Annotated in this window: 12 protein-coding genes and 1 tRNA gene; 4 read left to right on the forward strand and 9 right to left on the reverse strand. The window is 38.8% G+C overall.

From position 1 onward, the window contains the following. Window positions 1-104: 104 nt before the first annotated feature. The 9 genes from flgL to flgF all read right to left on the reverse strand — a co-directional run bounded on the left by flgL (window position 105) and on the right by flgF (window position 10,327). Window positions 105-1,982, reverse strand: coding sequence for a flagellar hook-associated protein FlgL (flgL, locus tag ACYQ0O_RS09170; protein WP_459892344.1), 1,878 nt, complete (start codon window positions 1,980-1,982; stop codon window positions 105-107). A 65-nt stretch (window positions 1,983-2,047) separates the two neighbouring features. After that, window positions 2,048-4,207, reverse strand: a complete 2,160-nt coding sequence (gene flgK, locus ACYQ0O_RS09175; RefSeq protein ID WP_459892346.1) for a flagellar hook-associated protein FlgK — start codon at window positions 4,205-4,207, stop codon at window positions 2,048-2,050. Beyond that, entirely contained in the window at window positions 4,208-4,681 is a 474-nt protein-coding gene (flgN, locus tag ACYQ0O_RS09180; protein ID WP_459892348.1) for a flagellar export chaperone FlgN, read from the reverse strand. A 55-nt stretch (window positions 4,682-4,736) separates the two neighbouring features. Continuing rightward, the gene (locus tag ACYQ0O_RS09185) at window positions 4,737-5,672 is read right to left on the reverse strand and encodes a peptidoglycan DD-metalloendopeptidase family protein (protein WP_459892350.1); all 936 of its coding nucleotides are present in this window, start codon (window positions 5,670-5,672) and stop codon (window positions 4,737-4,739) included. Beyond that, on the reverse strand, window positions 5,672-6,748 hold the full coding sequence (locus ACYQ0O_RS09190; protein ID WP_459892437.1) for a flagellar basal body P-ring protein FlgI: 1,077 nt from the start codon (window positions 6,746-6,748) through the stop codon (window positions 5,672-5,674). The genes ACYQ0O_RS09185 and ACYQ0O_RS09190 overlap by 1 nt, the downstream gene beginning before the upstream one ends. A 174-nt stretch (window positions 6,749-6,922) precedes the next feature. Continuing rightward, complete coding sequence (locus ACYQ0O_RS09195) at window positions 6,923-7,597, reverse strand: flagellar basal body L-ring protein FlgH (RefSeq protein WP_459892352.1); 675 nt, start codon at window positions 7,595-7,597, stop codon at window positions 6,923-6,925. 194 nt (window positions 7,598-7,791) lie between these two features. Then, the gene (flgA, locus tag ACYQ0O_RS09200) at window positions 7,792-8,754 is read right to left on the reverse strand and encodes a flagellar basal body P-ring formation chaperone FlgA (protein WP_459892354.1); all 963 of its coding nucleotides are present in this window, start codon (window positions 8,752-8,754) and stop codon (window positions 7,792-7,794) included. 6 nt (window positions 8,755-8,760) lie between these two features. Continuing rightward, window positions 8,761-9,543, reverse strand: coding sequence for a flagellar basal-body rod protein FlgG (gene flgG, locus ACYQ0O_RS09205; protein WP_459892356.1), 783 nt, complete (start codon window positions 9,541-9,543; stop codon window positions 8,761-8,763). A gap of 13 nt (window positions 9,544-9,556) precedes the next feature. After that, window positions 9,557-10,327, reverse strand: coding sequence for a flagellar basal-body rod protein FlgF (flgF, locus tag ACYQ0O_RS09210; protein ID WP_459892358.1), 771 nt, complete (start codon window positions 10,325-10,327; stop codon window positions 9,557-9,559). A 184-nt stretch (window positions 10,328-10,511) separates the two neighbouring features. Between flgF and ACYQ0O_RS09215 the strand changes: the two genes are divergently transcribed. The 4 genes from ACYQ0O_RS09215 to ACYQ0O_RS09230 all read left to right on the forward strand — a co-directional run bounded on the left by ACYQ0O_RS09215 (window position 10,512) and on the right by ACYQ0O_RS09230 (window position 12,693). Continuing rightward, window positions 10,512-10,587: transfer RNA gene (locus ACYQ0O_RS09215), tRNA-Gly, on the forward strand. 88 nt (window positions 10,588-10,675) lie between these two features. Continuing rightward, window positions 10,676-11,146, forward strand: coding sequence for a ribosome maturation factor RimP (locus ACYQ0O_RS09220; RefSeq protein ID WP_459892360.1), 471 nt, complete (start codon window positions 10,676-10,678; stop codon window positions 11,144-11,146). A 69-nt stretch (window positions 11,147-11,215) separates the two neighbouring features. Next, window positions 11,216-12,445, forward strand: a complete 1,230-nt coding sequence (gene nusA / locus ACYQ0O_RS09225; protein WP_459892362.1) for a transcription termination factor NusA — start codon at window positions 11,216-11,218, stop codon at window positions 12,443-12,445. An 8-nt stretch (window positions 12,446-12,453) separates the two neighbouring features. Continuing rightward, window positions 12,454-12,693, forward strand: coding sequence for a YlxR family protein (locus ACYQ0O_RS09230; RefSeq protein WP_459892364.1), 240 nt, complete (start codon window positions 12,454-12,456; stop codon window positions 12,691-12,693). Window positions 12,694-12,698: the final 5 nt, after the last annotated feature.

Genomic DNA, 12,698 nt, shown 5'->3' on the forward strand with positions numbered 1-12,698 from the left:
CAAAGTTTTAGGTGCTCTTCATCCTTCTACCTTTCACTAATCACTTGATCCATAACTCAATCAATAATCGGAGCTAAAGGAATAGGCAAGAAGGGCAATGTTATTTAAACGTAATTTACCAAACTCACTTTCATTATCATTGATGCTGATTTTAAGATTGCCTGATACACTGTTTGTTGCTGACTTATTTTGGTAAGGAGTTCTGCAAAATCAACATCTTCAATAAAGCTTTTTCTTTCTGACTGATTTAGTTTTAAGTCTGATAAAATGCTCTCAGATGTATTTAACCTATTTATCTTAGCGCCTATGTCTGCATGTACTTTAGTAACCTCACTTAGTGCAGAGTCTATGTAGTCAAGGCCCTCACTTATCTTTTCCTGGTCATTTAATTCCAATGCTGCTATGAGTCTTCCAACCCCAACAAATAGATTTTTTTTATCGTCATCTGCAAATGCCATTTCCTGACCTGATGAATTTTCAGAGAATCCTCCAAATATTTTGGTTCCCACATGGGTAACTGGCACATTAACACCTTGGGAAATTTCAGAATCCATACTTGCATCCCTTGGATGAATGGTAAATTGGTCTCCCTGGGAAAGGGAAGATGTTAGGGTTGATGGAGCCAGCCTGAGAACGCCACCTTCAATTGGCAGGGATTCATATCCTGATCCAGTTGCCACTATCTTGTGTCCACTGTCCCAGGAAATGCCGCCATCTGTGCTATATGAATATTCAATTTCATCTCCATTGGTAAATCCAGTTCCTGCTACATTATCTATTCTTACTATAATATCCTTATGTATATCTCCCTGTGCAAATGAATACAAATTTGTTGACGACTGTTCTACCTCTATCCCTCCTATTTGAAACTCAAGGCCACTCAGTGTTGGATGGGGCTGAGATGAATCCATTTCACTTAATGTAACCTTGCCTCCAGGCAGGTCTAATTCCAGGGGACTTGAAGAATTGTCCGCTTGAATGGTTCCTGACCACGTGGTACCACCATCAATACTATATTTATACTCAACTGGATTACCATCCCCAATATTTCCACCTGAGACTATTTTAACTACAACAGGGTTCTCAAAGCTACCACTTTTGTCTGGAGTAATTGATAAGTTATAGTTGTTATATGTAGAACCAGATGGGATTTTATTTATCTTTACTCCAGCACCAGATTCGTTGTCTCCATGATATATAGCAGTTGGGGCGATTATTAATTTTGTTCTATCTTCTCCAGCTAAGGCATCATCACATACAACCTCATAGCCCTTTTTTAACTCCAGCTTAACTCCGCCAAGATCCAGGGTAGTATCTCCAGCATTTAGTGTTCCGCTTGTAATGGTTGTTGAGGAACTGACATTTTTAACAGTGTATGTAATGTTGTCATCTATTCCAATTTTAGCGGTCCCACTGCCAGGCTTATTGAACTCAACAACAATCACATCATCACTACTTCCAGAAATATTTTTAATATACGCAGATACATCATCTATTCCAGTATCATCTTTTTTGTTGGAAAACACAGTAAGTCCCTTTGTGTACGCCTGGGTGTGTATTTTGTGGCCAGCAAACAGGGATCTTCCCTCATAGGTGGTATTTGATAAGGCAAGGAGCTGGTCAAATATCTGTCTTACTTCTTTTAAGATGTCCTTTCTGTCGCTTTCATTTATGGATCCTGTGGATGCCTGTACTGTTAGTTCTTTAAGCCTTGAGAGTTGGTCCTCTACCTGCTTTAGGGTTGTGTCTGCAAGCCCGAGCCATCCCTTGGAATTGTTAATATTGTCCTGGTACTGAGATAGTGCCTTTATGGAATCCCTGTAATATAGTATCCTGGCCATACCCACTGGATTATCAGAAGGTCGGTTGATTTTTTTCTGACTTGAGCCCTGTTCATACAGTTTTTGTAGAGAAGATGTAGTCTGATCCAGGTAATTCATAAAATTTGTATAGAGCATGCTCTGGGATATTCTTGAAGTCATGGAAGACCCCTTATTTTACTGTTTAATGTTTTTTCATAACTACATACACGTTCTCTTTTATTTAGCTATGGTATCATCTGTATGACAGTGGACATCATTTGTTCAGATACTGTAATTAATTTTGCTGAAGCCGTGTATGCCTGTTGAAATTTAAGTAAATTACTCATTTCCTCATCCAGGTTTACTCCAGAGACCTCTTTTTGCCTTTCATCTAAATCTGTGGCCAGTGCCTTAAAAAAATTGTAGTTATACTCTGCCCTTGAGGTATGGGATCCAACTGTTGCAGTTAGGGAGTTGTAATATCCCTGCAAGGTATTTTGGGTAGTTCCTTCAGATTTTGTTGTAAATGATACTTGTTTGTATTGGAGTGCAGCTATATTGTTTGCTGTTGTATTGTCTCCTGGGTTTGCCTCTCCTGCACCATTTATCCTTCCAGAGGCAATAAAATCAATATTCTGATTTATATAAGGATTTATGGCCACATCCTGCGCCCCTGTCCCCTCAAAAAAGGTATTAATTCCAAGTGCAGCAAGAAGTCCTGAAGAGTCTTCTCCAAATGCAAATTCATAATTGGAATCTTTTGCCTTTATTGTTAATTTGTTATCAATTATATCCGCACTTAGGTAGCCATTTAATCTGGGATCATTATTGATGGCATCCTTTATGTCTTCCAGGGAATGGGTTTGTGGGTCAAAGTTTGTCCTTGTGTTGTCAGTATAATTTCCGTCCATGTCCAGATAAAGGGGACCATCTATCAACTCCCCGGTAGTTTTATTGTATATATAGATCCCAACATTTCCTTCTGATAGTTTGTCATAGAAAAAGAGACCAGAACTGTTTGAACGCAGGGGGGCGGAATTATTATAGACCCTATAGGTGCCAGTTATCTCACCATATTTTCGCAGTCCAACCCCTTGAGAGTGGTTTCTATTTACTTCCCATATGAGTTCTTTTGTAAATTCATTAAATTTTTCTTTTATTTCACCAACATAGTTGTCTCTAAAATTAAACATCCCTGCAATGGTACCTCCCATTAGTCTCCTGCTATTATCCTTGCCATTGCCAAGGACCATGGGAGTTATGTTTACCTTTGATGAAGTTGTCTGGTACCAGTATAGTCCATGTTTGGGAATCACGTGAAAGGTATCTCCTGCCTGAAGCTGGTTTAAACCTGTGTAATGAGAAGGATCGTCTGGATCTCCAAACCACACCTGCACATCACTATTTGGCAGGGTCACACGTGAATTATAATTAAGGGCAGGGATGGTTATGTAATTTCCATTTTCGTCGGTTAACCAGGTGTTCCCCCCATCTATTGAGATTTTTAATCTAGCAACATTTGGATCACTTGAACTGGATCCCACTGTGCCTGGTGTTACAACCTGCAATGTATATTCATAATCATCTGAGCCAGTAAAATATATTTGACCATCAAAATTTGAATCTGTGGTTAGGTTGGTTATGGTCTGGGGGCCTTCTAAAGAGAGTTTATAGTATTCAATACCATCTACAAGGGTATAGCCAGATCTCGTTGTTACAAGCAGATCCCCTCCACCATGGTCCATTACAGTAATATCCACAAGTTGTGCTAAGTCCCTAAGCAGCGAGTTTCTCTTGTCATAGAGTTCATTGGGATTGTTTTGTCCAGGGACCTCATGGGCAGTTATTTGTCTGTTTACATCTGCTATCTCCTGTATGAGTTTGTTTGCCTTGTTTACGTCTTGTTCAATAAAGTCATTTATCTGATTTTGTATGTTTTGTAGATCACTTGCCCCAATATCTATTGCCTGCAAAAGGTTTGCACTATCACCAAGCAAGGCAGTCCTTACACTTGAATCATCTGGCCTCTGGGCAAGGCTTTGCCAGGAGGCAAAAAATTGTTCCAGTGCCGTACTAAGACCTGAATTTTCACCATTTTTGAACACAGTCTGGACACTGTCTAGGTTCTCATAAAGGGTACGCCATTTTTCCTGGTCAGAATATTTTGTAAGGTATTGCTTTTCTATAAAATCATCAAAAACCCTCACAATTTCCTTTGCCCTTACTCCCCTACCCAGTTGTCCTGGAGCAAAATCAATAGATGGGGCCTCTTCTATTATTACTTTTCGTCTACTGTATCCAGGGGTATTGACATTGGCTATGTTATTGCCTGTGGTTTCAATTGCAGTCTGGGAAGTAAATAAACCCCATTTGCCTATGTCTAAGACTGATCCTATGCCTGGCATCTATAGCCTCCCACTTACTATACATGGACCTGGTGTCTTTGTGGTAAATTTTCCGTATTTGGAGTAAACATCCTTTGACTTTGGCCTTATCTGGTCGTAGAGGAAATTTACCAGTTCCCTTGTTTGTTCCAGATGGGCTATGGCAAGGTCTGCATTCCTGGTGGCCTGCTCCATACACAATTTTTCTTTGGCCTTTAAACTATCAATCAATTCCACTAGTTCCTCTCTTCTTCCTTTTTCTAAAACCCCTGCCAGGTCTAACAGCTTGTTTACCCCAAATTCTTTTTGAATCAGAGTGAGAAGCTCTTCTTTCTCCTTTTTCAACTGGGAAATTAATCCCTGAATGGCAAACTGGTTTTTAGATAATTCACTTTTGCGATTTCCCAGTAATATCTTGTATTCTTCCCTTTGCAGGGAATATAAAACATCCAGGGCCTTTAGCTGCCTTTTTATGGGATTTAATATCTTTTCCATATGATAGACTCCTGATTAATGTTTATCTCTTTATCGTTTGTTTTTGCTATTTAATTTAGCCTCTTGTATTTAAAAAAACTTTGGCATATAAGGTCTTTTCCATTAAAGGTAGAGGGTTTATTGGTTTATTGTTAATCCTTACTTCAAAGTGGACATGGGGACCAGTTGTCCTGCCAGTTATTCCCACTGTGGCAATAACGTCACCTTGGTTTACAATGTCACCTTGGTTTACGAGATTTTCTTTATTGTGTGCATAAATTGTCTCCAAACCTGCGCTGTTTTTAATAATCACCACTTTTCCATATCCTGGCCTTTCTCCAGAATAGATCACCTCTCCCCCTGTTGCAGCCTTAATCTTTGTCCCAATTGGGGCTGCTATATCAATACCATTATGCATTTTCCTCTCCCCTGAAAAAGGATCCTTCCTAATGCCAAAATAAGATGTGATTTCTCCAGATACAGGAAGGATTATCTTATTTGACTCTTTCTTTTTTTCTCTTTGTTCTATTTTCTCTGCAATTTCATTTACTTTGTCTAAGATGGTTGTTTTATCTTTTTTGTGGTGGTATATCTGGGTCGTTATATTTATCTTTGATTTTTGAACTTCTGTTTTTTTTACCTCAGTGTGCTCACTCTTTTTTTCCAGTTGATTCACCAGATTGTTATATAGAAATTTTGATAATCCTATGCCACCTTCCTTTGCCAGCTTTTTTGAGAATTCAAAGTCAAAAAGATCCATGTATTGGTTGCTTATAGGGTCATTAAAAAATCCATCTTTTGATACAGATTTTTTCATTTCCCCCCATAATTTTTCAATAAATATTGCCTCAAAATCAGTACATACTTCTTTTAACTTCTGTTCTTTTTCACTTAACCTCGAACCATTAGAACCTTGAACTTTGAACCTTGAACCCTCAAGTGAGTTCAGTTCCCTGGCTACTTTGTCCAGGTTAAAATTATTCATTTTTGTATCTATGCCCAATTTTATCATCAGTAGACCTCCAGTTCTGCATGGAGTGCCCCGGCAGCCTTAAGTGTCCTTAAAATTGATATCATGTCCCGTGGGGATGCCCCAATTGCATTTAATCCATCCACCAGTTCCTTTAAACTTGCGCCTTTTATCATGGTTAATTTTTTTATCTCTTCCTTTGCCTTTACCTGAGTCCTTGGCACTCCAGTAGTGACTCCAAGGCTAAAGGGGGCAGGTTGGGATACCTGGGGGGTTTCTTTTACCACCATCTGGAGATTTCCCTGGGCAATTGCAACAGGGGATATTTTTACGTCCCAACCCATTACAATGGTTCCAGTTTTTTCGTCTACAACTACCTTTGCCCTGGAATCTGGGGTTACATACATGTTTTCTAAACTGGCTAAAAGTGGCACTAGATTGTGTTTGAATTGTGGAGGTATTTTTAAATCTATTGTGGAGATGTCCTTTGGATAGGCGTATTGGCCTCCCAATTTGTCGTTAATAGCCTTTGTAATCTGTTGGGTGGTGGAAAAATCTTTTATGTCCAGGGATATTGTAATCTTGTCCTGGGAGTTGAATTCAAAAGGGGGTTTCCTCTCAACTGTTGCCCCTTCAGGGATCTTTGCCACAGTGGGGATATTTTTTACAGCAGATGTGGCCTGTCCTCCAACAGTGTATCCTCCAAGTAGGATAGGTCCCTGGGCCAGGGCATATATCTTCCCATCAATGCCCTTTAGAGGAGTTAGAATAAGTACACCACCTAAGAGACTTTTGGCATCACCAATAGAGGAGACCGTCACATCCAACTTGTCCCCTGGTCTTGCTGATACTGGCATCTTAGCAGAAACCACAACAGCTGCCACATTTTTGGGCTGAATATTATTTGGATCTACCTTGATTCCCATGTTCTCTAACATATTGGCAATGGATCGAATGGTAAACTCAGATCCACGTTGGTCTCCTGTGCCAGATAGCCCAACCACAAGCCCATATCCAATTAGCTGATTTGTTCTGACACCACTAAACTTTGCAATATCCTTAAGCCTTACGCTCTCACAAAAACTTTGTCTTACCCACAAAAGAGGTATTACTAACATGGTGAAGTATAAGAGGTAAAAGGAGATATCCAGTATACTATTTTTTTTGGTACCGCTATTATTCATATAACTACCTCTTATTAATACCTCTTAATCCAAGTTTATCAAAACCTGGATTAACATATTGTTATAATTTTAATTTATTTTTTTCATCTACCCACCACAATCCATGGGTTAAAATGGCCATATTTTATCTATCAATTTCCCCATCCATCCCTGTCTTTGTTTATTTGATAACACACCTTCACCATATACATAGATCTTTGCATCAGCTAGTTGATTGGAAGTAATCGAATTGTCTGCATCAATATCCCTCGCCCTTACAAGACCATGTACATGGATTATTTGTTTTTCTCCGTTGACCATGATTTCTCTATAACCTTGGAGTTCCATAAGTCCGTTTGGAAATATCCTTATAATCCTGGCTGCAACTGTTGCTGTAATGGTTGTCTGTGTGGAGGTATCCCCTGAGGTATCCAATTTGTTGTGATTTGAAGATTTCAAGATTGGTGTATCACCAACTGGCATTGGAAGTCCCAGGACCTTACCCCTCCCAAAAAAGCTACTAAATCCAGCTGAAATATCGTATTTTTTCTCTGACTTGGTATCTGATTCAGTGGATGCACTGCTTTGCTCTACAATTTTTACAAGTACTATGTCGCCAACTCGCTTGGCCCTGTTGTCTTCAAATAAAAGCCTGGCATCTGAAGGCTGAAAAAGGGAGCCTGGATTATTTATTTTAGATATTGGCTCAGGCTCTGGTGGAACAAGCTTGGGTATATAAGAAGGGGAATTAGTTGCACATGAGGCTACAAGACCTAATAAGATTAACAGCAATAACCTTTTCATTTAAAGGCTCCTTATGGGATATTTATTGTTATATCTGCTTATTTCACTAACTCCGAAGTCTCAAGCTTTGTTGTGTCTGTGGACTGTGTTCAATGTTCAAGGTTCGAGGTTCAAGGTTCAACGTTTTAGTACTCTTCATCCTTCTACCTTCTCACTGATCACTATTCACTAATCACTAATTACCATATTACTTTTTATTCTACTTTTACTGTGTCTCTATTTATTACTTTTGCGTAAACAATCCTGTGACTTTGAATATTCATTACTTTTATGAAGTCTCCAATGTTACCATCTTCTAAACACTTACCTATTGTTTTGAGTAGGATGCTACTGCCTTCATAAACCAACTTTACCTTTTGACCCCTTGATACAACAGGGAGAGGTTCTAGTCTTTCCATGGTAATTGGTTGCATGGCTCCAATTGGAACCTTTATCCTGTAAGGCCCGCTTTTCCCGTCCCATATATTTTTTGAAATATATGCAATGTTCTTTTTTACAAATGTTATCTTGTCAAAGGTCAACACCTCTCCAATATTTAGTGGCCTCCTGGCACATGGAACCGCCCTGTATACGTCCAGAAAGAATCTGCCTGTCTTTTTTCTCAATATCCTTTTGTCCCTGTAGATAACAAACGTTATGTTATTTGACCCTGGCTTTATTGGATCCTGACCAGTTTGAATGTAGATTTTTTCTCCAGAACCAAGTATTAGGTATTCAGGGATTACCACATCCCTTAACCTCAGTTCCCCGTTGAGTTGGGATGCATTCTTTTTTACAAAATCAACTAAAAGGGAAAAAATCTTGTCTTTAGTAACCAGAAGAGAACCTTTGTATATATGTATTTTGTCAGGGAGATCACATCTACTTACAAGATTTTTGGGAAGGTTTTCTGATATTATTTTTTTTAAAAATTCTTTTTGAAGGGTGAATTTTTTTGGATAATCAGATATATCAAGTAGAGGTAAATCTTTAATATCATCTGATAGTTGGTCATGGTCATTTATAATTACAATATCTTTAAATCTTATAAAATTATCAGGTACCAAGGCTATATCTTTGAATCTTATTGAAGAACAAAATCCCATAGATGAAAGACTCACAGTGAAGATGAGGTACATCAGATATATTAATGAATTGTAAATGATATCCTGTCTCATAAAACCCTACCTGACTATTCTATTTGCAAATTGTATCATTTGATCTGAAGCAGTAATAGTTTTTGAGTTACTCTCAAATGCCCTCTGGGCCATAATCATGTTTACCATCTCTTCTACCAATTCCACATTAGACATCTCTAAAAAACCCTGTACAATCCTTCCTGCATTGTCAGTCCCAGGTGTAACCTGTTGTGCTGCACCTGATGCTGGAGTTTCCATGTAGAGATTTCCTCCAATTGCATTTAACCCTGCGGGGTTTATAAATGTGTATATGGGTATATCAGCCCCTGCCAGCTCATTTCCTTCCTTGTCCAGGGCTGAGATGTGTCCATCATTTGTAACAACAATGTTTTGTGTAGTAGTAGGTACAGTAAATGGCGGTTGAAGAGGATATCCCCTGGGGGTAACTATCTGACCATTTTGATCTAATTTAAAATTGCCTGCCCTGGTGTATGCAATCTGGCCATTTACATCTACCTGGAAAAAACCATCTCCTTCTATTGCCAGGTCCAGGGGATTTCCTGTGTTCTGTAAATTTCCCTCTTTAAAGAATTTGTGCACAGTAGATGGTCTTACTCCAAGTCCTATTTGTATGCCTGTGGGAATTGTTTGACCACCCTGGTTTTGGTGCCCAGCTATTTTTAATGTCTGGTACATAAGGTCCTCAAATTCTGCCCTGCTTTTTTTAAAGCTCACTGTATTCACATTGGCTAAATTGTGGGCGATGGTATCTATATTGATTTGCTGGGCAACCATGCCAGATGCAGCAGTCCACAGTGATCTCATCATAATTAGCCCCCTTTTATGTTGGATTGCCAACCTTTGTTATTAGTTTTAAGTCTTCATCATTTGTACTTGTCATTGTCTTTTGAAGGATTTCAAAATTCCTCAATGTATCAATCATATTGATCATTTCTTTAACCACCTGAACATTTGAACCCTCTAAATACCCTTGATAAATCCTTGGATTATTGACTGTTTTTTCTGGATTATTTGGATCATTTTTGTAGAGATTTTCCCCAATTTTTTTGAGCAGGCCTCTATTTTTAAAATCCACCACATCTATTGTTCCAGCCACTGTCTCTCCAACATATATATTCCCATCCTGGGTAATTTGAATCCTTCCCTTACCCCTCACCTGGATAGGTCCACCTTTACCTAAAAGCTTATAACCCTTTTGAGATACAATAAATCCGTCTTTATCTAGGGTAAAATTACCTGCCCTGGTATACATTATTCCATCTTTTGTCTGTAGCTTGAAGAAGCCATTACCCCCAATTGCAAGGTCCAGGGAATTTCCTGTGTGTTGCAAAGGACCCTGGGAAAAATCTATCCGTTTTTCAGCGATCCTTGGTTGGGTGAGTAGATCTTTTTCTGGCCATCTTATCCCACCTTTTATCCCAAGGTTTGGGTCATTAAAATCATGGGCATAGTGGGACAGGACTTGTTCAAAGCTCAACTTATCTTTTTTATACCCAACAGTTGAAACATTAGCCAAATTATTGGCAATTATATCCAGCCTGTAAGTTTGGGTAAGTGCGCCAAACAGACCATTGTATACACTGTCTTGCATGGGAAAAAACCTCCTTTGATAAAGAATGAAGCAAAAAACAGGCCAACTGAATCTTAACAAATGGAAAGATGATCATGGAGATTTTTCTCAATTTTTTGACATATTATAATATTTAATTTGAAATACCTTTGTTCAACCCTTGACTAATTGTTGTGTTTTGAATAAAAATATATTTGTGATTTGAGCGGGTGTAACTCAGTTGGTAGAGTACAAGCTTCCCAAGCTTGGAGTCGCGGGTTCAAATCCCGTCACCCGCTCCACTCCTAGATTAAAAAAAATTTGAATTTTTGGAGTGGGCCTATTTGGTCCACTTTTTTTTTGAATAACTAAATCGGTGGATATTGGTATATGGAATTTGAAGATATAAAAGAAAAACTGAATAAAATTGTAAAAGATGCTGTTTTGTCCCTGGGGTATGATCTGTGGGGTATGGAATTTTTAGGTTCTTTTAGAGGTGGTGGAATACTTAGGGTGTATATTGATTCACCTTCTGGGATATCTATCTCAGATTGTACTAATGTGTCCAGGCACTTAGATGTAATTTTGGATATAGAAGATCCAATCCCTGGTTCCTATACCCTGGAGGTATCTTCTCCTGGTTTAGACAGGTCTTTTTTTGAAATTAACCAGTTAAGGGATTACACCGGCCAGGTGGTGGCAGTTAAATCAAAAATTCCCATTGAAAATAGAAAAAAGTGGAAGGGAAGACTTAAATCTGCTGATCCTCACAGAGGTGAAGTGGTAATAGATGTAGATGGGGAAGATCTTTCTATTTCCTGGGAGGAGATAGAGAAGATTAAATTGGTATATTTTGACTAGGGATTAAAAATATTGCAAGAGATGGGGGAGAGTCTTTATATATCTTGATTTTCAAGTGGAGGTCATTTCATGGGATTAGAATTAAAAAAATCCATTGAAACAATTAGCAAAGAAAGAAGAATAGACAGGGATGTTTTAATAGATACACTGGAAGAAGCTGTTAGAGTGGCTGTTAACAAGAAGTACCATAACAAGTTAGACATAGAGGTAAATTATAACGAAGATACAGGTGACATGGAAGTTTACCAGTTTAAAAGGGTGGTGGAGGAAGTAGAAGATCCAGATAAGGAAATTGCCCTGGAAGATGCCAAAGAGATAGATCCAAATGTAGAGTTAGACGATGAAGTTGGCTTTAAACTGGAAGTTGAAGACCTTGGCAGGATAGCTGCCCAGTCGGCAAAACAGGTAATAATTCAGCGCATGAGGGATGCGGAGCAAGAGATCATATATGAAGAATATAAAGATAGGGTTGGAGAAATTGTAAGTGGAACTGTACAGAGGAAAGAAAGGGCTGGGCTAATTATAAATCTGGGCAGAACTGAAGCCCTACTTCCAAGGGATGAGCAGATTCCAACAGAACACTATAAAAGGGGCGATAGGGTAGATGGCTATATAATAGATGTAAAAAAAGAGGGGAGGGGACCTCAGATAATACTTTCCCGTTCCCATCCTGCCTATATGGAGGCCCTGTTTAAAAGAGAAGTGCCTGAGGTCAGTGATGGTACCATAATGATTATGGGCATTGCCAGGGATCCTGGTGTGAGGGCAAAAGTTGCCCTTTATTCAAAGGACAGGGATGTTGATCCAATAGGGGCATGTGTTGGAGTTAGAGGATCTCGCATAAATAAGATAATACAGGAATTTAAAGGTGAAAAAATAGACCTTGTTGTGTGGAGCCCTAACATAACTACCTATGCTGTCAATGCTTTGGCGCCTGCCAGGATATCCAGCATCACTGTAGATGAAGAAGAAAAGAGTTTAGAGGTTGTGGTCCCTGACAATCAGTACTATTTGGCAGTTGGAAAAAGGGGACAAAATGTAAAGTTGGCCAGCAAACTCCTGGGGTGGAGTATAGACATTATAACAGAAAGTCGTTATGGAGAGATCTATCAAAATAGACAGAAGCTGGAACAACTGGCTGGAGTAGTGGGTAGCAGTGTGGATGCATTTTATGAAGCTGGTTTTAGTTCTTTAGAGGAAGTTGCACAGGCTACAGATGAAGAACTTATGGAGATAGAAGGGATGGATGAAGACAAATTAAAGGAACTCAGGTCTGCCTTAAATCTTATTTTATCTTAGTTGAGTCCATGAAACATATACCACTTAGGACTTGTATTGTTTGTAGAAAAAAGAAAGCTAAATATCTTTTAGATAGGTATGTGTATATTAGAGGTGAATTTATTTTAGACAGAGAGCAAAAATTGCCTGGAAGGGGTTTTTATATATGTAGGGAAGAAAACTGCAGACAAAAGGCTGGAAAAAGGTTTTCTTCACTAAAATACAGATTGAGCAAGCTTGGCTCTGCTTGGAGAGAAGAAAGAAGTTAAGGGGT

Source organism: Desulfothermus okinawensis JCM 13304 (assembly GCF_054654515.1).